Origin of the sequence: Rhizobium sp. CFBP 13644 (assembly GCF_014842165.1) — a bacterium.
In the GTDB taxonomy this organism is placed as follows: domain Bacteria; phylum Pseudomonadota; class Alphaproteobacteria; order Rhizobiales; family Rhizobiaceae; genus Agrobacterium; species Agrobacterium tumefaciens_C.
In genome coordinates this window covers 128,998-153,286 of the sequence record NZ_JACYVF010000009.1, presented here as the reverse complement: position 1 = coordinate 153,286, position 24,289 = coordinate 128,998, and the positions used below count along the sequence as shown (strand labels likewise).

Genomic DNA, 24,289 nt, shown 5'->3' with positions numbered 1-24,289 from the left:
GAGTATCCGGCGCTCAAACAACAAGATAGAATGACGAAGCACATCGGGCCTCATAACTCTCCTTCATTTCAGACACTATGATTGACCTTCACGTAAAAGTCAATTTTGAGGCGTCAGCCAGAAATGCCGAACCACCATGTGGCAAGGCCGAGGAAGGAGAAGAAACCGACAATGTCGGTAACCGCAGTGACGAAGACAGCAGAGGATACTGCCGGGTCTGCCCCGAACTTGTCGAGCAATAGCGGAATGATGATGCCGGCAAGCGCTGCAGCAAACATGTTGATCAGCATTGCCGTTGCAATAATGCCGCCAAGATTGACGTCATTGAACCACAGACCGGCGATGACACCAATCGCGCAGCCAAACAGCGCGCCATTCAGAAGGCCAACGCCCGCTTCACGCCGGATAATTCTCGACGCATTGTGAATATCGAGGTTTTTGGTTGCCAGCGCACGCACTGACACGGTCATCGTCTGTGATCCGGCATTACCGCCCATGCCCGCAACGATTGGCATGAGGATAGCCAGCGCCACGATCTGTTCGATTGTCGCATCAAAAAGGCCGATAACGGACGCCGCCATGAATGCCGTGATAAGGTTCACGGCCAGCCACGGCACCCTCGAGCGCGAGGTAACCGCAATCGAGTCGGAAAGCTCTTCGTCACCCACGCCGCCAAGGCGCAGCAAGTCTTCCTCCGCCTCTTCCTGCATCACGTCGACGACGTCATCGATGGTGAGAACACCGACCAGACGGCCATTATCATCAACGACAGCCGCAGAGAGAAGGTCGTATTGCTCGAAGAGTTGGGCTGCCTCTTCCTGATCCATCTCGGCTGCAATCGGATGGTTCGTCTCGTGCATTATGGTTTCGATCTTCACCTGCCGCTTTGAGCGCAGCAGCCGGTCGAGATCAAGCGCGCCAACCAGCTTGAAGGTGGGATCAACGACAAATATTTGCGAGAAGGATTCGGGAAGCTCCTCTTCCTCGCGCATATAGTCGATGGTCTGGCCGACGGTCCAGAAAGGTGGCACAGCCACGAATTCCGTCTGCATGCGGCGACCAGCCGAGCTTTCCGGATAATCGAGCGCGCGAAGCAACCGCACCCGCTCGGTAAACGGCATCTGCGCAAGAATGTCCTCGCGATCTTCGCGGTCCATGTCTTCGAGAATGTAGACGGCGTCATCCGAATCCATCTCACCGATACCAGCGGCAATCTGGTCGTTCGGCATCTGCTCGACGATGTCGAGACGAATCGCCTCATCCACCTCGGTCAGCGCCGTCATGTCGAAATCGGAGCCCAGCAGGCGCACCATGGCGTGGCGCTGCTCTGGCAAAATGGATTCCAGGAGGTCGCCAAGTTCCGATTCGTGCAGGCGAGCGACGTTCTGCCTCAGGAAAAGCACATCCCGATCACCAATGGCGGCACCCACCATCGCCAGAAAGTCGGAGCGTATTGAGCCGTCTTCCGCGTAGATATCGGCCATGATGTCCGGCCGCTTGGCGTCTTCCGGCACGGAATGATGGTCGTCCGCTTGCGTCAAATTACGCCCCTTTATCCGGTACACTGCCTGCTTCGCCAAAGTGCAGGAGAATGGCTTTTAAAAGCGCAATGTCAACAACAGGATAGGAGAAAAGCCACGCGCTTGCCACGGCTAATCGCGCAGATAACGGATCGCGGGAGATTAATGATTGCGAAACAGTCTCACCGAATTGATCGAGCAATTTCAAGACTTGCTCAGTTACGAGTTGACATGTGTCATTTATCCGGGAATCTGGAACAAAACGCTGCAATAACAACCGTACCTGCTGGCACAGGCAACGCGCAGCGAACAAGAATTAGATCAGAAAGAGACCTTATAATGGGCAAGATGGATTTCATCGGCAAGGCTTCCAGCGCGGCTGGCGGCTGGGGCGCACTCAAGAGCGTGGGCAAGCGCCTTCTGGAATCGGGCGCTCCGATTTCCGGCGCACGAACGCTGCTCAAAGCAAACCAACCCGATGGTTTCGATTGTCCCGGTTGCGCATGGGGAGATCCAGCCCATGGTTCATCTTTCGAGTTCTGCGAAAACGGCGTGAAGGCCGTTGCCTGGGAAGCCACGGAAGCGCGTGTACCGCCAGACTTCTTTGCCAACCACACGGTATCTGCCCTTCGCAAATGGTCGGATTACGATCTGGAAAAGCAGGGTCGCCTAACAAATCCACTGCGCTACGACAGGGCGACTGACACATATATGCCGGTCAGCTGGGACGCCGCCTTTGCTGAAATCGGCAAGGTCCTCAACAGTCTGGATAACCCTGACCGCGCCGAGTTCTACACATCCGGCCGCGCCTCCAACGAGGCTGCCTTCCTCTACCAGCTGATGGTCCGTCTTTACGGTACCAACAATTTCCCCGATTGCTCCAACATGTGCCACGAAGCCAGCGGCGTTGGCCTCAAGGCTTCTGTCGGCGTGGGCAAAGGCACAGTTCTTCTGGAGGATTTCGAAAAGGCGGACGCTATTTTCGTCATCGGCCAAAACCCCGGCACCAACCACCCGCGCATGCTGGGTGATTTGCGCCGTGCGGCCATTCGTGGCGCGCGCATTGCCGTGTTCAACCCTATCCGTGAGAAGGGCCTGGAACGCTTCACAGATCCGCAAGACAAGCTGGAAATGATCACCGGCGGCAACACCAAGATCGCGACAAACTACTACCAGCCTCGCCAGGGTGGCGACATGGCCGCAGTGCGCGGCATGAGCAAGGCCGTATTCGCAGCGGATGATGCCGCCCGCGCCGCTGGAAAGCCTGCAGTCATCGACTATGATTTTCTGAATGAGCACGCTGTCGAGTTCGAAGCCTACCGCGCCGCTGTGGAAGCAACATCATGGGAAGCCATTATTGACCAGTCCGGCCTGACGCGCGAGCAAATCGAGGAAGCGGCGGGCATTTACATGGCGTCGAATGCCGTCATTGCCACATGGGCAATGGGCATCACCCAGCACAAACACTCCGTCATCATCATCAGAGAAATCACCAACTTCATGCTGCTGCGCGGCAATATTGGCCGCCCCGGTGCTGGTCTCTGCCCGGTGCGCGGCCACTCCAACGTTCAGGGTGACCGCACTGTTGGTATCGATGAGAAGGCGCCACCTGCCCTCCTTGACGCTCTCGAAAAAGAGCTCGGCGTGCCGATGCCGCGGAACCGTGGCCACAACACGGTCGAAGCCATTTCGGCCATGCTGGATGGAAAGGCGCAAGCCTTCATCGCGCTCGGCGGCAACTTCCTGCGCGCAACACCGGACAGCCCGCTGATTATCAAGGCTTTCGAAAAGCAGAAGCTGACGGTCAACATCGCCACCAAGCTCAATCACTCGCACCTCGTTCCCGGCGAAACATCCTTCATCCTGCCCTGCCTCGGCCGCACGGAAATCGACCGTAACTCTCAGGGTAAGCCTCAGATCGTGACCGTGGAAGACTCCATGAGCATGGTACACGGCTCAGGCGGCATCAACGAACCCGCATCGCCAGAGCTGCGCTCTGAAATCGCAATCGTGGCCGGTATTGCCCAGGCAACGCTTGGCAATGAGCGCGTGCAATGGAGCGCACTTGCAGACGATTACGATCTCATCCGTGACATGATCGAACGCGTCATTGTCGGCTTCCATGATTTCAACGAGCGCGTTCGCGTGCCGCGTGGTTTCCATCTGCGCAATGCTGCAGCAGAACGCGAGTGGAACACACCCGCCAAGAAGGCAACGTTCTTCACCGGCCCACTGCCGGAAAAGACCGAGCATCAGGAAGCGCTCACCAAGCAAGGCGTTTTCGTGTTGCAGACATTCCGCAGCCATGACCAGTATAACACCACCATCTACGGCATGAATGACCGTTACCGCGGCGTTTATGGCGAGCGTCAGGTCATCTTCATGAACCCGAAGGACATGGAAGCACTCGGCGCCCATGCCAAGCAGCGCGTGGACGTGATCGGTGAATATGGTGACGGCATCGAGCGCATTGCGGAGAACTTCCGTCTGGTGCCCTACAACATTCCAGAAGGCAGCATCGGCGGATATTATCCTGAACTGAACGTTTTGGTGCCGCTTCACAGCTATGGCGAAGGCAGCTTCACACCAACGTCGAAGTCGGTTCTCGTATCCGTGCGCCTGCGCGCAAACGTAGAGGCCGCCGCCTGATGAGTGAGGATCAATCCGCGACGCGCTTCATGGCCGTTGTGGAGGAAATCAGCCTTAAGGCCCCTGTCGCGCTTGACGCGACAGGGGCCGCATTGATTGCAGCCGTCCATTTCGGTGTCGGCACGGACAGCCGTAGCCTTTCCAACAAGCTCGGTATTGAGCACGCGCTTGTTTTGCGTGAAATCAATACGTTGTCGGGGCGATTTCTAACCATCGGCAAGCGCGATACAAGAACGCAGCGGACATGGGTGGAACTGACAAGCGAGGCCAGCGAACTTGCGAGTTCCGCCTCGAATGTGGCACTGCAAGAAACGCTTTAAGTCTCATGGAATGAATGGAATATCGACATGGCAATCCGTTCCATCTTGCCCTATCCACATGTGGCGCTTTCGGCCCACTGTGAACCGGTCACAGACTTTGGCCCCCGGCTTGCGGAGCTTGAAAAGGATTTGCTGGATACGATGCGCGCCGCGCCCGGCGTTGGCATTACCGCCGCTCATATCGGCGTCCTCAAACGCATCTTCGTGCTGGAACTCACACCCGGCGCGGTGCGCACCTATGTCAACGCTGAAATAAGCGAGCTATCCGGTGAGACTATGCGGCACATGGAAGGCAGCGTTTCCATGCCGGGCTTTACCGAGGAGGTCGAGCGGCCTTCATCGGTGAAGTTGCGGTATCAGGACGTGTCAGGCGCGTGGCACGATGAGCAGGCGGACGGTTTCCACGCGATCTGCATTCAGCATGAAATCGATCAGCTGAACGGCATGTTCTGGCTTAAGCGCCTGTCGAAACTCAAGCGGGATCGCCTAATCCGCAAATGGGAAAAGGCGCAGCGCTGATTATTCCACCGCAAGCGTAAAGCGTGCGTCGCCCCGCAGCGTATTGCTGACGGTGCATATCTCTTCCGCTCTGTGCGCTATGGCGATTTTGGTATCCTCATCGAAATCACCACTTATGATCAACCGCACATCAAAGCTTGTGATCCGGGAAGGCTCCTCCTCTAATTTCTCGCCCGTAACTTGCGCCTGCACACCCTCAAAACGATTGAGAACGCCCATCTCGCTGGCGGCAATGCGTGCGCTGAGAACCATGCAGGCGGCCAGCGATGCGTAGAGCAAATCAAGCGGGTTAAACCCGGGGTCAGACGCGCCCGTCACCACTGGCAATTCGCCGCCAGTCGGCGTTTCGAGATGCGGATGACCATTGCGGCCCAATGTGGCCGACGCACCGGTCTTTCGTTTTCTGATCCTCATCTCGCTCACGGAAACATCCTCACATTCGAATTGTCGAAAATTACATTTTGCACAATGGAACCAAAAGACGCTGCCGTGGTTCTACTCACGGAACGGTGATGAACCGTTACGGATTTATCGAAAATAGGAGCTGGGACACATGGTTACTGGTACACTCGTTAGCATTCTGATCACATTTCTGGTCATCGTACTTATTCTTTGGCTGATCAACCGCCTGCCCGTCGGCGGCAGCGCGAAGCAGATCGCTCAGGTCATCGTCATCATCATCGGTATTATTTCGCTGCTGAAGTATCTCGCAGTATTTTAAGCGATAGACTTTTATGTCTGAGAGCCCGACCCGGTGTCATGCCCTGGTCGGGCTTTTTTGTGCGATTTCAGCTTTCACGCGGGAAAATATCTGACATAAGCGAATTCTTCACCGACAGGTGACCAGTTGGGCGAGTTCATCGTTCCCTGCCCGCCAAACAGATCAAACAGCGTTTCTGCATTGCCGCCATCCATATCCATCAACCGCACTCGGACGTTCAGATCGCGTGGATGGTCAAAAACATCGGCGTCGTAAGAGACAAAGACGATCTTGTCACCCGCCGGTGACGGATGCGGGAACCAGTCGCCAAACACACTATCCGTGATGCGCTCAGCCTCTCCGCCGCCAACCGGCACGCGCCAGATTTGCATACGGCCCGTGCGGCTGGAGTTGAAGTAGATCCACTGACCATCAGCTGAGTAGTCAGGCCCGTCATTGCGGCCTTCGCCATGCGTCAGTCGCGTCTCGGTGCCGCTTTCGACATTCATAGAATAGATGTCAAACACCTGCTCACGAATGCCACAATAGGCAAAGCTTTTGCTATCAGGTGCCCAGCCGTGCCAGTAGGATGGCAGATTGTGCGTCATCAGCCTGGGCGTTCCGCCTGCTGACGGTAGAATGTAGATCGCGCTTTTGCCGAATTCGACCTTATCGGAAATGGCGATCAACGAGCCATCCGGCGAAATGCCGTGGTCATTGTTGCACTGCGTCGCAAAACCGGTGTCGAGAACAAGCGGCACCACATCACCAGTCAGAGACAGCCGATACATCAGCCCCTCACTGTTGAGCAGCAAATGCTGCCCATCCGGCGACCAGTTGGGCGCTTCAAACAGTTCTGGCGTCTGCCATACCACCCGGTTTTGCCGGGTGCGGATGTTGAAGATTTCAACGGAACTGCGAAGCTTTTCGATCACATCATCTGTCCCGGAAGCGGTTGGTGATGGGGTAGCGGCGATCACGACCGAAGTTCTTCTTGGTGATCTTCACGCCCGGCGCAGACTGCCTGCGTTTGTATTCGGCGAGATACAGCAGGTGTTCGATGCGGTGCACCGTCGCCAGATCATGTCCGCGCGCGACAATATCGTCCACGGACATTTCCAGTTCCACGAGGCATTCCAGAATGTCATCCAGCACCGGATAGGGCGGCAGGGAGTCCTGGTCGGTCTGGTTGGGACGCAGCTCGGCAGAGGGTGCCTTTGAAATGATATTGGCGGGAATGACCTCGCCCGAAGGTCCAAGCGCCGTTGGCGGCACGTGACTGTTTCTCCACGCCGAAATCGCATAGACCTGCATCTTGTAAAGGTCTTTGATCGGGTTGAAGCCGCCGTTCATGTCACCATAGAGCGTGGCATATCCAACCGACATCTCCGATTTATTGCCTGTCGTGACAACCATCGAGCCAAATTTGTTGGAGACCGCCATGAGAATGGTGCCTCGGGTGCGGCTTTGCAGGTTTTCTTCTGTAATGCCTTCTTCCGTTCCTTCGAAAAGCTCAGCCAAAGACGACAGGAAGCCATCCACCGGATCGGCAATCGGAACGATATCATAGCGGCAGCCAAGAGCCTTGGCGCAATCGGCGGCGTCCTTCAGGCTGTCTTCAGATGTGTAGCGATAGGGCAGCATGATGCAACGCACCCGCTCCTCGCCCAAGGCGTCCACCGCAAGGGCGGCGCAGATGGCGGAATCGATGCCGCCGGAAAGGCCGAGCACGACGCTTTTGAAACCGTTCTTGTTGACGTAATCCCGGAAGCCCAGCATGCAGGCGCGGTAATCCGCTTCCTCGCCCTCTGGTATCTGCGAGAACGGGCCTTCGCTGCACCGCCAGCCGTTTTCAGTGCGTTTCCAGTCCGTCACGGCAAGTGTCGTCTCGAACTGGCTCATCTGGAAAGCCAACGTCTTGTCCGCATTGAAGGCAAAGCTTGCACCATCAAAAACGAGTTCGTCCTGCCCACCCACCTGATTAGCGAAGACCAGCGGCAGACCGCTCTCAATGACCTGGCGCAAAGCCACCTGATGGCGCACATCCACCTTGCCGCGATAGTAAGGCGAACCGTTGGGAACAAGCAAAATTTCCGCACCGCTTTCGGCCAGCGTCTCGCAGATACCAAGATCGTTCCAGATTTCCTCGCAGATCGGAATACCGATGCGTACACCTCTGAAATTATAGGGGCCGGAAATCGAGCCTTCCGAGAACACGCGCTTCTCGTCGAACTCGCCGTAATTCGGCAAATCAACCTTGTCTCGCAGCGCAATAATCTTGCCGCCATCAATCAGCGCCACCGAATTATGGCGCCCTGTTTCACCCTGACGGGGAAAGCCGATGATGATACCCGGGCCGCCATCGGCGGTGTCTGCCGCCAGATCTTCCACGGCCTTGAGGCAAGATTTCAAAAAGGCAGGTTTCAACACCAGATCTTCCGGCGGGTAACCGGAGATGAACAACTCGCTGAGCAGCAGCAGGTCTGCAGCCTGCGACGCCGCATCAGCGCGGGCCTGGCGCGCCAAGGCAAGATTGCCCACGACATCGCCGACGTTTGGGTTGAACTGCCCGACGGCAATCCGCAAAATACTAGGATCAATCTGTGCTTGGCTCATGTCACTTATCTACCGCGCTGATGCCCGCGGTGCAACGCAGGCCATTAAGGTCTCTCACAAAAAACAGAACCACTGACGTTGGGACCGCCTTCACCCACTCCACACATGAGCAGATGGAGATGTTTACCGCGAATTCATTTGAATTCCACACGCACAGCCGCTTATTTCGATAGAACGGTGGACGCCAGGTTTCGAATTGTCCCCGGCTGACTGGAGACCAACAATGTCTGCAATTCCCGAATATATCGCCTCACATTTCACACGCTCATCCAGAAACATCGGAGAGGCAGAAAAGCGCATTTTGAAAATTGCGCATGAGAAAAAACTCATTTCCACCGATACCAATGCCGCATTCTCCAAGGGTTCGTCTTTTGGAGAACGCTTGGCGGATGAAATTGCCCGCGTTGGCGGGTCATGGGCCTTCATCATCAGCTTCATGGTTTTTCTTATGGCATGGGTTATTATCAACACCATCGTCCTGACATCGCATGCCTTCGACCCTTATCCCTTTATCTTCCTCAACCTCATTCTCTCCATGCTCGCAGCCATCCAGGCACCCATCATCATGATGTCTCAGAACAGGCAGGCGACACGTGACCGATTCGATGCGGAGAAGGATTATGAGGTCAATCTGAAGGCTGAATTGGAAGTCCTTTCACTTCATGAGAAAATCGACAACCGAGTTCTGGCAGAACTGGCGGCATTGAGAAGCGATATCGCCCGCCTTCACAGCCGCGAGACAGGTGAAGAGACAAAATAGACGTGTGCTGCTAAGCAAAAGCGACATTACGCAAATCTTTTTGCGTCATTCTGGTCGATAGTTACGAATCCGTCAGATTTTTACGCTACTGATTGACGTGGGCATTTGTTGCATTGCACTCTTGGTGCGGCGACGCGGGAATCAGTTCCGTTTCAGGATCGCATCATGCTTTCCCGAGCAGCGACGCCTCCGCGCTGGAACAGTTCAGTCCGGCCTTCAAAATTCTTTTCCGAGGTTTTCTCCATGAACCAATATGATCTTGTTGTTGTCGGTAGCGGACCCGCTGGTAGGCGCGCAGCCATCCAGGCCGCCAAACTCGATAAAACGGTCCTGGTCATCGAAAAAGGTCGACGCGTTGGTGGCGTATCGGTCCACACCGGCACAATTCCCTCAAAGACGATGCGCGAAACGGCGCTCAACCTCTCCGGCTGGCGCGAACGTGGCTTCTATGGTCGCTCATACCGCGTGAAGCAGGAAATCAGCGCCGATGACCTGCGCCGCCGCCTGCTAATTACGCTTGATCATGAAGTGGACGTGCTGGAGCACCAGTTCGCGCGAAACCGAGTTACGCATATTCGCGGCAAGGCCGCCTTTGTTACGTCAGACACGATGGAAATCACCAAGGATGACGGTGAGATCGTGATGATCAAGGGCAAAGCCATTTTGCTTGCCGTTGGTACCCGTCCTTTCCGCCCGGATTACATGCCGTTTGACGGCAAGACGGTGATCGACAGCGATGAATTGCTGGAGATCCAGAAACTGCCACGCTCCATGGTCGTCATTGGTGCCGGCGTTATCGGCATAGAATATGCAACGATTTTCAGCGCGCTGGACACGGCTGTCACCGTGATCGATCCAAAGCCGACCATGCTGGACTTCATCGACAAGGAAATTATCGAGGACTTCACCTACCAGCTTCGTGACCGCAACATGAAACTGCTTCTTGGCCAGAAGGCTGAAAAGGTCGAGCATACGCCAGAAGGCAAGGTTATGCTGACTCTGGACAACGGACGTACGCTGACCACGGAGATGGTTCTGTTTGCCGCTGGCCGCATGGGGGCAACCGAGTCACTGAACCTTGCAGCTGCGGGCCTTTCTGCAGACGATCGTGGCCGCCTGTCGGTCAACCCTGAAACCTTCGAGACATCGGTCCCGGGCATCTTTGCAGCGGGGGACGTCATCGGCTTTCCAAGCCTCGCCTCCACCTCCATGGAGCAAGGCAGAATCGCTGCGCGTGTGGCTGTCGGCGCCATCGGCATGGAGCCGCAGAAATATTTCCCTTACGGCATCTACGCTGTCCCGGAAATTTCGACTTGCGGCCTGACCGAAGAGGAAATGAAAGAACGCGGCATTCCATACGAGTGTGGTATTGCCCGCTTCCGTGAGACCTCGCGTGGTCACATCATGGGGCTCGACACCGGCCTGCTGAAGCTCATCTTCTCGCAGAAGACACGTCGCCTTCTGGGAGTTCACATCGTTGGCGAAGGTGCGACGGAGCTGGTTCACATCGGACAGGCCGTTTTGAACCTCAAGGGTACCGTCGAATATTTCGTCGAAAACACCTTCAACTACCCAACACTTGCTGAGGCCTACAAGATTGCCGGCCTCGACGCCTGGAATCGCATGGGTGACATCAAGAAAAAAGAGAACGTCTGACCTCTAGAGCAATTCCAGCAAAAGTGGGAACCGGTTTTGCGTCCGGAATTGCGTAAAAACAAAGAGCTAGAGTATTTCGGTGAACCGGTGTTCACCGGAAATACTCTAGGCTCAGCGCCCCTACCATTTGATGTTGTAGCGGGCGCTGACCGAAGGACTGAAACCGTCCTGCTGGTTCTGGGCGAAGTTGCCAGAGACGGTGAGGTTATCACCGAGCTTCTGCTCCAGCCCCACATTTGACGTGAAGTCTTCAAACGAACCGTGGCTCGCCCCGGTCAGCACAAATGCCGTACCGGTTGCTGACCGCGTCAGCCGCAGCGACTGAGAAACATCAAGCCCGCTCCACTGCTGCGCCGTTCCATCATAACGAACCGTTACATTCCTATTGGATTCGAAATCCAGATCAGGCGTCGCAATACGTTTTTGCGAAGATGTCATTGACCACGCGCTGGAGCCGGTCAGCGCGTTGACCAGCACGCCAATATCGCCAGCCACCCTGGCACCCGGCACGTTGGAGGACAAGATCGTAACCGTGCCCCACAGCTTCACTGGCGTATCCACCAGCGCTCCACTCTCTGTGCCACTCATACCCATTTCCAGACCGCCACGAATGGGCGTCTGCGTTGGCAGTTTCGCACCAATCCGGGCGGAGTAAGAGGTATCGGAGTTCTTTACCGGAGCCCAGATCAACCCGCGCTCCTGCGCAAGAGCAGATCCGCATTGGCCAAGGACAGCAAGGGCGGCAATCAGGGCGCTGTGTCCTGTTTTCAAAAACATGTCTCTTCCTCAAGCTTTTGGAAGGTGCGCCACCAAGTACAGGCGACGCCCCTTATTCGGCTATCGACGACAGAACCGTGAGGAACTGCCGTTATGAATTGTAGAATCAACACGCCGCAGGGCGCGTTATGTCACCGGGCGCAGAGCCGCATCGGGTGGCGCCAGACGGAGAGTTGGAACTGAGGGCGAAGCCGGGCCGCGCATTTTGCGCAACGGATTTGCTTAAGCGCGAGGCACTGCAAATCGATGCCCTAACCTGCCAGATGAACGCCAGATGAACAAGGGCGACCGGGGCAGAAACCGGATTGTGCAGTGCAATGTTATTGGATTGTTACAGTGGTTAACGAACAGGTTAACGCCTGAATCTGGTAGAAAAATAATCCGCCGAACGAAAAAGGCCGCAGCAATTGCCGCGGCCTTTCCATAAATCCTGATGAGGAAGAAGCTTACTCAGCGTCGCCTTCGGCAGCCTTCTTCTTAGCAGGTGCCTTCTTCTTCGGAGCGGCTTCTTCGCCTTCGGAAGCGTCGGCCTTAGCAGCTGCCTTCTTCTTGGAAGAAGACTTCTTCTCAGCCTTGTCGCCTTCTTCAGCGTCGTCAGCCAGCAGCTCTTCCTTCGTTACGGTCTTGTCAGTTACCGAGATTTCCTCAAGCAACTTGTCGATGACCTTTTCTTCGAAGATAGGAGCGCGCAGCGAAGCGGAAGCGCCTGGCGTGTTGCGGAAGAAATCAAGGATTTCCTTCTGCTGGCCTGGGAACTGCTGAAGCTGTGCAAACAGCGCACGCTGCATTTCTTCTTCAGTGACTTCTACGCCAGCCTTCTCACCGATTTCGGAGAGAACGAGACCAAGGCGAACGCGACGCTCAGCAAGCTTGCGATACTCTTCGCGGGCTTCTTCTTCGGTCGTGTCTTCATCAGCAAAGGTCTTGCCGGACTGAGCAAGATCAGTGTTGATCTGGCGCCAGATGTTGTCGAACTCTGCGTCAACCAGACCGGCAGGCGTTTCGAACTTGTACACTTCGTCCAGCTGATCAAGGATCTGACGCTTGACCTTCTGGCGAGTCACGTTCGTGTACTGGCTTTCGATCTGGCCGCGCACGATTTCCTTGAGCTTCTCAACCGACTCGAGGCCGAGCTTTGTCGCCAGTTCGTCGTTGATCTCGACGTCGGCAGCAGCAGCTACGTCCTTAACGGTGATGTCGAAAACAGCTTCCTTGCCTGCGAGGTTCGCAGCTGGATATTCTGTTGGGAAGGTAACAGTAATGGACTTTTCTTCGCCAGCTTCGACGCCAACCAACTGGTCTTCGAAGCCAGGGATAAAGCGGTTGGAACCGATAACGAGTTCTGCATCTTCAGCAGCGCCGCCATCGAATGCAACGCCATCGACCTTGCCGAGGTAGTTCATCGTCACGCGATCACCTTCGGCGGCCTTGCCAGCCTTGGTTTCGTAAGTGCGAGCGCTTTCGGCGATCTTGAGGATCTGCTCGTTGACTTCATCTTCGGTCACTTCAACAACTTCGCGCGTAACCTTGATGCCGTCGTTCGACTTCAGTTCGATAGCCGGAATGACTTCATAAACCAGGTTGAATTCGAAATCGGCTTCCGCTGCGAGAATCTTGTCAGCTTCGTCCTGATCTTCGGTCATGGAGATGGAAGGCTGCGTTGCAGACTTTTCGCCACGGCCAGAAATGATTTCAGACGGCTTGTCGCGAACAAGCTCGTTAACGAGGTCAGCCATGATGGACTTGCCATACATCTTCTTGAGATGTGCGAGTGGCACCTTGCCTGGACGGAAACCGTTGATGCGAACCTTGTCCTTGGCGTCAACCAGGCGCTCGTCAAGGCGAGACTTCATATCTGCGGCCGGAATAACGACCTTGATTTCGCGCTTCAGCCCTTCAGCCAGCGTTTCGATAACCTGCATTTTCATACCTTCACATCATGGCGGCGGTGCTCAGACAGCCGTTGGTTTACGTTCGAGCACAGCGCCGGAACCTAAATTCACCGGCCGTAACTATATAAACTGCATGCACAAGCATTTTGCCGAGCAAAAACTGCGCTTGAGCCAAAGAGGCGGCGATGCAGATACATCACGCATGCCTCTCGGCGATTCATGTGGTGCGGGTAGAGGGACTCGAACCCCCACAACTCTCGTCGCCAGAACCTAAATCTGGTGCGTCTACCAATTCCGCCATACCCGCGCTCTTGAATCCTGCATAAACAACATCCGGCACGAAATGCCTTCCGGAGCGCGCGTCTCTATATCACCCGTTTTCTGGAGCGCAAAGGAAAAATGACGGTTTTACGTGGCTATTTGCTTAACCGGATGATCCATGCAGCGGAAATTGCAGCAAACACCCCTCGCCTCATCGCTATCGTCTTCATTGCCAGTCATCCAGACCGCAGCTCGATCAACCAGCCGGGCCCCGACGTAGTAGCCGAGTGCAAAGCCGAAAAACACATCTTATCCGCGACTAAACAGCCTCGACGCCCACAAGGTGCCGTCAAATTATGCATTTACGAAGACTTAACCACTCAATTTGAGGCATGCAATGCACTCAGCGCATAGGTGGCATACTTCATTGTCTGTTTTTGTTTTTATTAAACCGATTATATTCGGCGTCAGGAAATGAGTTGAACGCCGATCCCAAGCGGCGCAGATAACCAAAGGAAACGATCATGAACATCACTCGCTCGCTGAACAACTGGCGCAAGTATCGTCAGACTGTAACTGAACTTGGCCGCATGAGCGACCGCGAACTGAACGACCTGGGCATTGGACGCAGCGACATCCGCCGCGTAGCACGCACAGCAGTCGGCATCTAAATATAAACTGCTTGTGAGTGGCGTTAGCCACGACACATTCAGCTTTGAAAAAAGGTCTCGAGCTTCGGCTCCGGGGCCTTTTTCTTTGTCTGCAGTCTTTCTGAAACCAAACCATAAACGTTGGTCAAATTGAACGCCTAAAAAACATGCGCGACCGCCACAAAGGTGCAAAAATAGCCGACACATTGCACAAACGCATGGCAGTCGCCTAAAAACTGCACTCCACTTCCTCGATCTCCTTATGTATATACACATCAACAGCAGCAAACGCCCAAATGTGCATCGCTGCAGACCCATTCGAGATAAATCGAACAAAGATCGAGGAAACGACCATGAACCCTATCCGTATCGCAAAAAACTGGATGAGCTACCGCCGTACAATGAATGAACTCGGCAGCCTCTCCAACCAGGCCCTCAGCGACATTGGCTTGACACGTTACGACATCCGCAACGTTGCTTCCCGTTCGTTCCGCTAATCAGCGTACAGAGTCATTTCCTCGACCGTCCTCCCAAGAACGCGGAAATGACTGAGCGACAGGTAATCAAAAACGGCGCCTCTGGCGCCGTTTTTGATTCTACGATCCATATGGCTCGCGACGGGCACTCCAGCCGAGTCATCTCATCCCTGCTACATCCGAGAATCAGCCCCTCGCTTGACAATTCAATTCTAATATGAGAACATAAAGTGAACATATGGAGTTGCAGCAATGACCGCAGCAGATAAGACCATTGAAAATGCCATGTCCATCGTCGCCCAGTCACGCAGCCTGCGTGAAAGAGCGCTGGAACGTAGACGTGAACTGCAACGGCGCACGGAAGTGATGACCATCAAGCCGCTTTACATTCTCAAGAAAAATGGCGGCAGACAGCTTTCGCTTCGGTTGGACAGCTGACCCAAGGCCCAAGGCTGCCGCATCTGTGCAGCTAGTCGTTTCATGGCAGAAAAAATCCCGCCTCGGAGGTTCCTCCGCGCGGGATCACTAGAATAGCACTAGTATCATGGTCGTTATCGCATGCGCTGGAGGGCTGCTTGCGGAGACGCGGTTGCGGTCTCTGTGAGACCAGGCAAACGATCTGTCTTCCTCAGTATTTTAATTGGCTTCTCAGCTGGGTCTGTCGGTGTTGCGATGCTGGCGGTTTTGAATTCACGATCAACGGGAAAAGATGAGTCGACATTTTTTGTGATCAGACTATCGGCCATTGCTGCGGAAGCTGAAAAACCGATCATGGCTACAATGATGAGAATAGGCTTCATGTCATTCTCCATTCTTTGTGGGTTACGGCTCGAATTGAATGCGTGTGCGCTTTGTGAATTTCCTCTGGGAAAGAGGAAATGCTCAGGCTTTACTGGGTTCATATTTGCTTTTCAGAGAGCGTCGGAAGATCATCGCAACATAAGTTCCTCGCAGAGGAATTATGATCGGTTTATACACGGACGCAGAGGCGCTGTTGGCAGCCTGTAATATGCGTCGAGTTCCGGAACTGTTTTGAGACATCATGCCTGCTCTCCTTCGCGAAATAGAACGGAAGGCGCGGGCTTTAGTTCCTGCTGCAGCTAAGCAAAGGTTAACAAAACATACAGCAAATGCAGAATATCCACTCACGAATCCGTGATTGGATTCTAATGAATAATAGTATTTGGGCAAAAATTCTAGATATCGAGTGTTCCAGCTGCAATACGTACGGCATGTCCGCCGATTCTGGCACGGGAAATCTCGTTTTCCTTCACATCCATCACGAGATGGATATGAGACGGGCGTCCCATTTCAACACCCTGCTCAATTAGCATCGGGTAGTGCCCATCTGCCAATCTGTCAAAATGGTGGATCGCTCCTGAGAGTGCTGCAACTGCGGAGCCGGTCGCCGGATCCTCTGGAATGCCCATATCAGGCGAGAACATGCGGGCATGAAACTTTGCCGCATGGTTCACGCCACCGCGACAATAGAGATAGGCAGAGGTCAGCCTGCCCTCGACCAGAGGCGCGTTTTTGATCCACAGCCCGGCATCAAAATCCACCTCTTCCATCGCAGCGAGATTATGCACGGGTATGGTCAGGAACGGCACTCCGGCCGTCCAAATGGAAGACACGTGATTCTCGAAGCCCAGCTGGGATTCGGCAAGACCAATTGCGTCGGCAAGCTCCGCGCTGTTCACCGGCAGTTGCACACGCGAGGACTTACGCGGCAGATCGAATTCGGCAAAACTGGCCTCTCCCTGACGAATGCGGATAGCGCAGCGGACTGGCCCGACCTTCTCGTCCAGCACTGTCACCATATCTGCATCACCACCACCGTGGTTTTTCTCCGCAATGGCGATGGCCGCACCCACAGTCGGGTGGCCGGCAAATGGTAATTCTGATGATGGTGTGAATATGCGCAGGGATGCAGCGTGGGCGGGGTTGGCGGATGTCGTGATGAAAACCGTTTCAGACAGGTTCATCTCGCGCGCGATGGCCTGCATGGTCACATCGTCCAGCGCATCCGCACCAAACATGACAGCAAGAGGGTTCCCGGCCAGCTTTTGGCGCGTGAAGACATCGTAGATACTATAACTTATCGCCACATCCCACTCCTTGGGCCGCTCTCGTTCATCCGCAAACTGCCTGACCTCACAAGCCTCTGCAACCCTGTTTGTGCACTCGTTGAGAAGAAGCTCATGAATGCACGGCCTGCTTTAAAGAGCTTGTCCTAACAGCAGGTCTTCATGTACCAAAGGCCATCAACAGGGGTGACGGAATGTCGCGTTCAACTGAGAGTCTGTGTTTCGTAGCCTCGACCACCGACAATGCGCAAGCTGCGCGCGATGAGCTTGTGGAGCATTACGGCAATACGCCGTTTGAAGAGGCCGATGTCATCGTCGCGCTTGGCGGTGATGGTTTCATGCTGCAGGTGCTGAATGAGACCATGAATTCCGGAAAGCGCGTCTATGGAATGAATCGCGGCTCTGTTGGTTTTTTGATGAATGATTACCGAATCGAAGGGCTTCGCAGACGCATCGCGGTTGCCACGGGCAACGATTTCCATCCACTTCGCATGACGACAATAGATACCAACGGCGATGAATTCTCCGCACTCGCAATGAATGAAGTCAGTCTGTTCCGCCAGTCTCATCAGGCCGCAAAACTGCGCGTTGATGTGGATGGCAAGACGCGGTTGGAAGAACTGATCTGCGATGGAATGATGGTTGCCACCCCCGCTGGTTCCACTGCCTACAACTTCTCAGCCCACGGGCCGATATTGCCGCTCGAATCACCGCTTCTCGCATTGACGCCGGTCAGTGCCTTTCGTCCCCGTCGTTGGCGTGGCGCGCTGTTGCCCAACAAGGTCACTGTGGATGTGCACGTGATCGAGAGCGATAAGCGCCCGGTCAACGCCGTTGCCGACCACACCGAAGTCAAATCGGTGCAAAGCGTGCGGATTGCGCAATCCGAAGACAGGACCGCGAAAATCCTGTCCGATCCAGACCGGTCCTGGTCAGACAGGGTGCTGGCTGAACAGTTTACGAATTGAGATTCATGATGATGAAAACCCTTCTCACCACCAGCTTGCTCCTTGCCAGCATCTGCACTGCCAATGCACAGTCTCAGAACGCCGAGATTGCCTCCCTGCCCGTCTCTACCATTTTCGTGGCGAGCAGCGGCCTTTGGGAGCAGGAGACCGCCCCCGCTGCGAACGCGGACAAGAAGGGCGAACCAACGCGGGGCTATTACAAGGTGGTCGCCATGCGCCAGCCAGACGGCACGGCGAAAATCTATCTTCAGCAGATAGCCTATACGGCGGGTGGGCCAAGTCTGGTCGAGACGGTGGAACTTGAAGAGTTCACGCAGATGAAAGCTTACGTGACTGACATCCGGCCTGAAAGCTCAACCGGCGCGCCGGCTGTTCCCGGACTTTTCGTAACCGTGCACCTCAAGACAAAGCCTGACCAGAAAGATGCGGATGCATGGACGGTTCTGATCGATGAACTGGGCGACATGAAGATCGAAAAAGCGTCCAACTGACTGCGACCTTAGAGGCCTAAGTCCTCGGGTCCGCTCAGGGCTTCTCGGAAATGGTGCTTCCAAAGGCGAGCACCCAGCGCACCGCTGCGGTCGAGGCTGGAACCGACCGTCAGCCAGGGCAGCAATGTAGGACGTAACCCGGCGTCGAAAAACGAAAATCCAGCGGCCAGCACGCAGGTGTCGGCCTGAATTCCACAAACGAGAACGCGGTCCACTTCTAGCGATAGCAGGTAATCGACAGCCTCTTTCGGCGGCGCGTAACCGTATTTTATGAAGACGCGATCTGCGGCAATCAGGCTCTCGTCCGAGGGTGCCGGTTTCCAGCCCAACTGGCTTTCAAAGGGTGTGATGCTCTCATCGTGCCTTTCGACACTGGCAACGCTCGGCATGAGTTTCACAAGCTTCTTGATCTTGTCCACCAGCTCCACTGGCGGGTTAAAGCTTGGCTGGATATCAACGATATAAAGAACCTGCTTCATCTCACACCTCTCAAAACACGAACGCCTCCCGCGATATCAATCGCAGGAGGCGCATTTTCAGTAAGGCTTTTGACGTCCGATCAATCGATGTCAGCAACCTCAACATCAGCACCGCCGCTGATGCGGTGTGCCAGCGCAGCTTCCATGAACTCGTTCAATTCGCCGTCCAGCACGTTGCCAGGTGCGGTGCTTTCAACGCCCGTGCGCAGATCCTTGACCAACTGATAAGGCTGCAGCACGTAAGAGCGGATCTGGTGGCCCCAGCCGATGTCGGACTTGGAGGCAGCCTGCGCATTGGCAGCGGCTTCCCGCTTCATCAGTTCAGCCTCATAGAGACGTGAGCGCAACATTTCCCACGCCTTGGCGCGGTTCTTGTGCTGCGAACGTTCCTGCTGGCAGGCAACAGCGATGCCGCTTGGAATATGCGTGATACGAACAGCCGAGTCGGTGGTGTTAACGTGCTGTCCACCCGCGCCGGACGAACGATATGTATCGATGCGGCAATCGCTTTCATTGATATCGATCTGGATCGAATCATCAACCACTGGGTAAACCCAGATGGACGAGAAGGATGTATGGCGTCGCGCATTGCTGTCGTAAGGCGAGATACGAACAAGGCGGTGAACGCCCGACTCGGTCTTCATCCAGCCGAAAGCATTGTGGCCTTTGACGAGGATCGTTGCGGATTTGATACCCGCTTCTTCGCCATCGTGAATTTCGAGAATTTCAACCTTGAAGCCCTGACGCTCGGCCCAACGAGTATACATGCGCAAAAGCATGTTGGCCCAGTCCTGGCTTTCCGTGCCACCAGCGCCCGAATGCACTTCGACATAGGTATCGTTGCTATCTGCTTCACCTGATAGCATGGCCTCCACCTGACGGCGGTTTGCTTCGCTTCTCAGCGCCTTCAAACCGTCTTCAGCTTCCTTGACGATATCGGCATCGCCTTCAGCCTCGCCCATTTCGATCAACTCAATATTGTCGTTGACCTGCTGTTCAAGCAGTTTCACGCCATTGATCGATTCATCGAGTTGCTGGCGCTCGCGCATCAGCTTTTGCGCCTCTGTGGCGTCGTTCCAGAGGTTCGGGTCCTCTGCCTTATTGTTCAACCAGTCCAGTCGTCTTATCGCCTGGTCCCAGTCAAAGATGCCTCCTCAGCAGGCTTATGGCCTGCTTGATTTCGTCGACGATGTTCACGATCTCATTGCGCATTTCGCAGATACTTCGCTTTCATGGAATTTGGAATTGTATTTTGCTCGCTGAATAAATGCGAGGGGCGCGGATGTAAAGCCCACGCCCCTCGGCTTTCCATTCAATGATTTTAATAGAGGCCGCCGCCGCCGCCAGTAATGGCCTGCTGGGCTTGAGGAGAAGCGCGCAGAATATCTTCCTGCGACATTGCCCCATCCATGCCAATGACGGAGAAGCTGCTGGCTGGCCCCGTGCCTGGCTTGAAGGCCTCCATGATCGTGTCAGGCTCGCCCTCATTCGCCGCCATGCCCGTCTTTCTGTTGACGGCCACGAACTGCATGCCATTGGGCACGATGAACTTGCTGGCCGGCATGTGTTTTGCAGCCTGCGCTATGAATTCGCCGAAAATAGGTGCGGCCAGCGAACCGCCGGTACCGCCGCGACCAAGGGGGGCCGGGCTGTCAAAACCGATGTATAGGCCAGCGACCATGTCCGGCGTGTAACCGACGAACCATGCATCCTTTTCGTCATTTGTTGTGCCGGTCTTGCCAGCAACCGGAAGATCGACCTTGATCTTGCCAGCGGCAGTACCGCGCTGAACAACGCCCTCGAGCATTGACGTGGTCTGATACGCCGTCATCGGGTCGAGAACCTGCTCGCGATTATCAACGATCTCGGGTTCATCCTGGTTCTGCCAGCGTGGCGCGTTGCAGCTCTCACAGCCACGCTCTTCGTGGCGGAAAATCGTCTTGCCGTAACGGTCCTGAATGCGGTCAATCACGGTCGGATTGATCTGCTTTCCACCATTCGCGATGACCGAGTAGGCAGAAACCATGCGCATGACAGTGGTTTCGCCAGAGCCGAGCGACATCGCAAGCAGCGGCGGCATCTTGTCGTAGATACCGAAGCGCTCCGCATATTCCGCAACCAGGTTCATGCCCATATCCTGCGCAAGCCGCACAGTCATGAGGTTACGCGATTTCTCGATGCCCAGACGCAGTGTCGATGGACCAGCGGATTCACCACCATAGTTCTGCGGCCGCCAGACCTGACCACCGGAAACGACTTCAAGGGGCGCATCCATGACAACAGAAGCAGGCGTATAGCCATTGTCCAGAGCGGCTGCATAGATGAACGGCTTGAAAGATGAACCCGGCTGACGCATGGCCTGCGTTGCGCGGTTGAATTCAGACTGACCGTAGGAGAAGCCGCCCACCATTGCCAGAACACGACCCGTATGGGGGTCCATGACAACCATGCCGCCCTGAACCTTTGGCGGCTGACGAAGGCGGAACGCATCGCCTTTGTCGGAAAGAGGCTCGACGTACACAACGTCACCCGTCTTCAAAACCCCTGCTGGAGATTTGGCGGTCGCACGCTGGCCTTTTGCGTCTCGATAGGCCCACTTCATGTTCTCAGGCTTGATCCGACCACGGCTGCGCAGATCAGGATTTTCGCTATCTCCATCCGGACGAAGTCCGATGTCGACACCGTCAGCCGTGGCAGCAAGCACAACGGCCATTTTCCATTCTGGCACGTCACGCAGCGGCTTCAGCTTCAAAAGTGCCGCCGCCCAATCGCCTGACGTATCGATCTGGTCGATGGGTCCGTGAAATCCGCGGCGCTCGTCATAATCAAGGAGACCATCCTGCAAAGCCTTGCGAGCTTCCATCTGAATGACGGGATCAAACGACGTGCGGACGGAAAGGCCACCTTCGAGCAAAGCCTTCTCGCCGTATTTCTCAACGATCTGGCGGCGGGCTTCTTCGGAGAAGTAGTCGGATGCAGCAAGACGTGCGCCGCCTGTGCGAATGTTTACGCCCAGCGGCTGTGTCTTGGCGTCAGCAGCGTCTGCCTGGGTGATGTAGCCGTTTTCGGCCATACGATCGATAACCCAGTTACGGCGTTCCAGCGCCGCTTTTTCACGGCGAAGTGGATGGTAGTTCGCAGGACCCTTTGGCAGCGCGGCCAAATAAGCGGTCTCGGCAATTGTCAGTTCCGTCACGGATTTGTTGAAATAGGTCAACGCCGCACTAGCGATACCGTAGGAGTTCAACCCGAAGAAAATCTCGTTGAGATACAGTTCGAGGATCTTGTCCTTGCTGTAGGCCTGCTCGATGCGGAACGAAAGAACCGCTTCTTTCGCCTTGCGCTCCATCGTCTGTTCATTGGTCAACAGGAAGTTCTTGGCCACCTGCTGGGTAATGGTCGAACCACCCTGCGTGGGGCCACCTGTTGCAAAGGCAACGGCTGCACGGGCAAAACCTGTCACGTCGATGCCGGGGTGCTGATAGAAATTCTTGTCTTCTGCCGAAAGAAATGCAGCCTTCACACGATCAGGAACAGCCTGGATGGGCAGAAACAACCGCCGTTGCTTGGCATATTCCGCCATCAGCGCACCGTTACCGGCGTGAATGCGGGTCGTGACCGGCGGCTCGTAACTGCTCAGCACAGCATAATCGGGAAGATCCTTCGTGATCGTCACCAGATAGATGGCAACACCACCAGCTGCCACAAGGAACAGCATGCTGGCCAAGCCGAAGAAATATCCAATAAGTCTGATCATATTAAAGCTACCGATACTTCGAATCGCAAAGGGTTGCGCCCGCAGTTATGCGCACATTCTTGCATATAGCGTGCCGTTTTGCACACCGCATCATCGATGACAAGCTGCCAGTTGAAGCATTGTCCGCATTGTTATAGCGGACTGCGTCTCCTGCTTAACAAAAAAGGTACAGCGTAGGCATCGAATCTCAACCGAGAGTAACGTGGGGAATGTGAGTAAAATAGGGCTTTACGCCTATTTCCTCGGGGAGATCATCCAGACTTGAATGCTTTTTTGGAGTAAATGCGCACAGAACACACGAAAGCGTGATGCAGCCGCAAGCATGTCTAACCGCCGTTCGCCATTGCCTGAGCGCGGTAGCGTGTCACTGCGGTTGCCAGCGTCTCAGCCACCTTTGCCCGCCACGCTTCATCCAACAGCAGTTTCTCGTCATCAGGATTGGACAGAAACCCGAGCTCTAGCAGCACAGACGGCACATCATGCGCCCGCAGCACCTGAAAACCAGCAAATCGATGCGGATTGTTGATGAGGCCGATCTGACCTTCAAAAGATTTCACGATGTTCTCAGCCAGGGTAACGGAAAATGCCTGAGTTTCGCGTCGGGTGAGATCAAGCAGAATATCTGCGACCTCAGGACGTTCGTGCTGCACAGTCACGCCCGCAATCTGGTCTGAAAGGTTTTCTCGCTCGGCCAGATCCTGCGCCATCCTGTCGGAGGCGCGATCGGAGATCGTGTAGACAGTCGCGCCGCGAATACCTTTCTGTTTCAGGGTGTCAGCATGAACGGAAATGAAGAGATTGGCATTCTCTTGCCGCGCAAGGACAACGCGCTCGGAAAGCGCCAAAAACGTATCATCGTCACGGGTCAGGAAAGCCTTGATTCCCGGTATCTTGTTCAGCCTATCAGCCAATTGCTTGGCGAAGGTCAGCGTGATGACCTTTTCGTCCGTTCCCGTGGTCGCACCCTTGGCGCCTGCATCAATGCCGCCATGGCCGGCATCGACAGCAATGACGAACTCGGATTGGCGCGACGTTTTCGGCGCCACTTCAGAGGTTACAGATGCTGTTGTCGCTGGCGCAAGTGCCTGCCAGTTCTGATTTTTCAGCAGGTCTGCAAATTTCTGCTTCGTCGTTACCTCAGCATCCAGAACGAAGGGAAAAACCTGCGCTCCATTTTCCGCCTTGGCTTCAGCGATAACAACCTGCGCTGGCTTCTTGGCCGTCAGAACAAGGCGCGCACGGCCCTCACCCATATTGCCAAATCGGATATCGCTGAAAAGCCCTGTCGGGGCCAGGTCGTTTGTGGGGAAGGAAAAGCCGACGGCCGGGAAATCGACAACGATGCGAGCTGGAGAATCGAGATAGTGGACTTCGAATTCCGGCTGCTGGTTAAACTCCATGACGATGCGGGTGCGCGCCTCATCCCCGATGATGCGTGCTTTGCTAACAACCAGCGCTGGCGTCTTCTCCTGAGAATGACCCGAGGTGGCGCTGCAAAAAATGCAAATCGATGCAAGCAACAGGGCCTGACCGATTCGCGCGGACAAAACCCTGAATTGAGACACGCAGCTCGTGATAATCGATGTTTTTGTGGTCGCCAAAATCATTTCCGTATCTGAATTTTTGTCACGCAAGAGAATATTTTATCAGCGAAACAGGCCGTTCCAACTGCTCACAGAGGCCGGAATTAGGCCCGCGTGCAACAATCACA

Annotated in this window: 24 protein-coding genes and 1 tRNA gene; 11 read left to right on the top strand and 14 right to left on the bottom strand. The window is 55.1% G+C overall.

Annotation, left to right across the window (positions count from 1 at the left end; translation table 11 throughout):
* Nucleotides 1–113 precede the first annotated feature (113 nt).
* Nucleotides 114–1,484 (bottom strand): magnesium transporter, encoded by a 1,371-nt coding sequence (gene mgtE / locus IFT53_RS20055; protein ID WP_155398998.1) that lies wholly within the window; start codon nt 1,482–1,484, stop codon nt 114–116.
* Nucleotides 1,485–1,542: 58 nt separating this feature from the next.
* Nucleotides 1,543–1,728, bottom strand: coding sequence for a hypothetical protein (locus IFT53_RS20050; protein ID WP_192066400.1), 186 nt, complete (start codon nt 1,726–1,728; stop codon nt 1,543–1,545).
* A gap of 131 nt (nt 1,729–1,859) precedes the next feature.
* On the opposite strand from IFT53_RS20050, the gene IFT53_RS20045 reads away from it, so the two are divergent.
* Genes IFT53_RS20045 through IFT53_RS20035 form a run of 3 tightly spaced genes read left to right on the top strand, consistent with a single transcriptional unit; the run spans nt 1,860 to nt 5,008 of the window.
* A complete protein-coding gene (locus IFT53_RS20045; RefSeq protein ID WP_192066402.1) occupies nt 1,860–4,169 on the top strand; it encodes an FdhF/YdeP family oxidoreductase in 2,310 nt (769 codons plus the stop codon).
* Entirely contained in the window at nt 4,169–4,489 is a 321-nt protein-coding gene (locus IFT53_RS20040; protein ID WP_192066403.1) for a hypothetical protein, read from the top strand. Before IFT53_RS20045 ends, IFT53_RS20040 begins: the two co-directional genes overlap by 1 nt.
* Nucleotides 4,490–4,516: 27 nt before the next feature.
* Entirely contained in the window at nt 4,517–5,008 is a 492-nt protein-coding gene (locus IFT53_RS20035; RefSeq protein WP_192066405.1) for a peptide deformylase, read from the top strand.
* Here IFT53_RS20035 and IFT53_RS20030 read toward each other — a convergent pair whose 3' ends face one another.
* Nucleotides 5,009–5,422, bottom strand: a complete 414-nt coding sequence (locus tag IFT53_RS20030; protein WP_197980321.1) for an OsmC family protein — start codon at nt 5,420–5,422, stop codon at nt 5,009–5,011.
* Between the two features lie 139 nt (nt 5,423–5,561).
* On the opposite strand from IFT53_RS20030, the gene IFT53_RS20025 reads away from it, so the two are divergent.
* Nucleotides 5,562–5,729: a Thivi_2564 family membrane protein gene (locus tag IFT53_RS20025; protein ID WP_042619558.1), complete on the top strand. Its 168-nt coding sequence runs from the start codon at nt 5,562–5,564 to the stop codon at nt 5,727–5,729.
* Nucleotides 5,730–5,803: 74 nt separating this feature from the next.
* Here the strand turns inward: IFT53_RS20025 and IFT53_RS20020 are convergent, their stop codons facing one another.
* Together IFT53_RS20020 and IFT53_RS20015 are read right to left on the bottom strand one after the other, a co-directional pair.
* The gene (locus IFT53_RS20020) at nt 5,804–6,640 is read right to left on the bottom strand and encodes a PD40 domain-containing protein (protein ID WP_192066643.1); all 837 of its coding nucleotides are present in this window, start codon (nt 6,638–6,640) and stop codon (nt 5,804–5,806) included.
* Between the two features lie 4 nt (nt 6,641–6,644).
* Entirely contained in the window at nt 6,645–8,324 is a 1,680-nt protein-coding gene (locus tag IFT53_RS20015; protein ID WP_192066408.1) for an NAD+ synthase, read from the bottom strand.
* A 223-nt stretch (nt 8,325–8,547) separates the two neighbouring features.
* On the opposite strand from IFT53_RS20015, the gene IFT53_RS20010 reads away from it, so the two are divergent.
* Together IFT53_RS20010 and sthA are read left to right on the top strand one after the other, a co-directional pair.
* Entirely contained in the window at nt 8,548–9,084 is a 537-nt protein-coding gene (locus tag IFT53_RS20010) for a DUF1003 domain-containing protein (protein ID WP_192066409.1), read from the top strand.
* Nucleotides 9,085–9,327: 243 nt separating this feature from the next.
* Nucleotides 9,328–10,740, top strand: coding sequence for a Si-specific NAD(P)(+) transhydrogenase (sthA, locus tag IFT53_RS20005; protein ID WP_192066645.1), 1,413 nt, complete (start codon nt 9,328–9,330; stop codon nt 10,738–10,740).
* Between the two features lie 120 nt (nt 10,741–10,860).
* Here sthA and IFT53_RS20000 read toward each other — a convergent pair whose 3' ends face one another.
* The 3 genes from IFT53_RS20000 to IFT53_RS19990 form a co-directional block, all read right to left on the bottom strand.
* Nucleotides 10,861–11,517, bottom strand: coding sequence for a hypothetical protein (locus tag IFT53_RS20000; protein WP_192066411.1), 657 nt, complete (start codon nt 11,515–11,517; stop codon nt 10,861–10,863).
* Nucleotides 11,518–11,963: 446 nt separating this feature from the next.
* Nucleotides 11,964–13,439, bottom strand: a complete 1,476-nt coding sequence (gene tig / locus IFT53_RS19995) for a trigger factor (RefSeq protein WP_192066647.1) — start codon at nt 13,437–13,439, stop codon at nt 11,964–11,966.
* Nucleotides 13,440–13,631: 192 nt separating this feature from the next.
* Nucleotides 13,632–13,716: transfer RNA gene (locus tag IFT53_RS19990), tRNA-Leu, on the bottom strand.
* A gap of 478 nt (nt 13,717–14,194) precedes the next feature.
* On the opposite strand from IFT53_RS19990, the gene IFT53_RS19985 reads away from it, so the two are divergent.
* The 3 genes from IFT53_RS19985 to IFT53_RS19975 all read left to right on the top strand — a co-directional run bounded on the left by IFT53_RS19985 (nt 14,195) and on the right by IFT53_RS19975 (nt 15,234).
* Nucleotides 14,195–14,341 carry a DUF1127 domain-containing protein gene (locus tag IFT53_RS19985; RefSeq protein WP_082249962.1) on the top strand — a complete coding sequence of 49 codons (147 nt, stop codon included), beginning with the start codon at nt 14,195–14,197 and terminating at the stop codon, nt 14,339–14,341.
* A gap of 332 nt (nt 14,342–14,673) precedes the next feature.
* Entirely contained in the window at nt 14,674–14,817 is a 144-nt protein-coding gene (locus tag IFT53_RS19980; RefSeq protein WP_042619564.1) for a DUF1127 domain-containing protein, read from the top strand.
* A 231-nt stretch (nt 14,818–15,048) separates the two neighbouring features.
* On the top strand, nt 15,049–15,234 hold the full coding sequence (locus IFT53_RS19975; RefSeq protein ID WP_192066413.1) for a hypothetical protein: 186 nt from the start codon (nt 15,049–15,051) through the stop codon (nt 15,232–15,234).
* 113 nt (nt 15,235–15,347) lie between these two features.
* Here IFT53_RS19975 and IFT53_RS19970 read toward each other — a convergent pair whose 3' ends face one another.
* Both IFT53_RS19970 and IFT53_RS19965 read right to left on the bottom strand, forming a co-directional pair.
* The gene (locus tag IFT53_RS19970; RefSeq protein ID WP_192066415.1) at nt 15,348–15,596 is read right to left on the bottom strand and encodes a hypothetical protein; all 249 of its coding nucleotides are present in this window, start codon (nt 15,594–15,596) and stop codon (nt 15,348–15,350) included.
* Between the two features lie 396 nt (nt 15,597–15,992).
* On the bottom strand, nt 15,993–16,904 hold the full coding sequence (locus IFT53_RS19965; RefSeq protein WP_192066416.1) for a PhzF family phenazine biosynthesis isomerase: 912 nt from the start codon (nt 16,902–16,904) through the stop codon (nt 15,993–15,995).
* Nucleotides 16,905–17,077: 173 nt separating this feature from the next.
* On the opposite strand from IFT53_RS19965, the gene IFT53_RS19960 reads away from it, so the two are divergent.
* The gene (locus IFT53_RS19960) at nt 17,078–17,851 is read left to right on the top strand and encodes an NAD kinase (protein WP_042619569.1); all 774 of its coding nucleotides are present in this window, start codon (nt 17,078–17,080) and stop codon (nt 17,849–17,851) included.
* An 8-nt stretch (nt 17,852–17,859) separates the two neighbouring features.
* The gene (locus IFT53_RS19955) at nt 17,860–18,342 is read left to right on the top strand and encodes a hypothetical protein (RefSeq protein ID WP_192066648.1); all 483 of its coding nucleotides are present in this window, start codon (nt 17,860–17,862) and stop codon (nt 18,340–18,342) included.
* An 8-nt stretch (nt 18,343–18,350) separates the two neighbouring features.
* On the opposite strand, the gene IFT53_RS19950 is transcribed toward IFT53_RS19955, so the two are convergent.
* The 4 genes from IFT53_RS19950 to IFT53_RS19935 all read right to left on the bottom strand — a co-directional run bounded on the left by IFT53_RS19950 (nt 18,351) and on the right by IFT53_RS19935 (nt 24,098).
* Nucleotides 18,351–18,821, bottom strand: a complete 471-nt coding sequence (locus tag IFT53_RS19950; RefSeq protein WP_192066418.1) for a cysteine hydrolase family protein — start codon at nt 18,819–18,821, stop codon at nt 18,351–18,353.
* An 80-nt stretch (nt 18,822–18,901) separates the two neighbouring features.
* Nucleotides 18,902–20,033 (bottom strand): peptide chain release factor 2 gene (gene prfB, locus IFT53_RS19945; protein WP_192066420.1). Its coding sequence is split into 2 segments (ribosomal slippage): nt 18,902–19,963 and nt 19,965–20,033, totalling 1,131 coding nucleotides; the frame shifts between segments, so codons are not numbered across the junction.
* A gap of 109 nt (nt 20,034–20,142) precedes the next feature.
* Nucleotides 20,143–22,578: a penicillin-binding protein 1A gene (locus IFT53_RS19940; RefSeq protein WP_192066421.1), complete on the bottom strand. Its 2,436-nt coding sequence runs from the start codon at nt 22,576–22,578 to the stop codon at nt 20,143–20,145.
* Nucleotides 22,579–22,904: 326 nt separating this feature from the next.
* Nucleotides 22,905–24,098, bottom strand: coding sequence for an N-acetylmuramoyl-L-alanine amidase (locus IFT53_RS19935; RefSeq protein ID WP_244656368.1), 1,194 nt, complete (start codon nt 24,096–24,098; stop codon nt 22,905–22,907).
* Between the last annotated feature and the right edge of the window lie 191 nt (nt 24,099–24,289).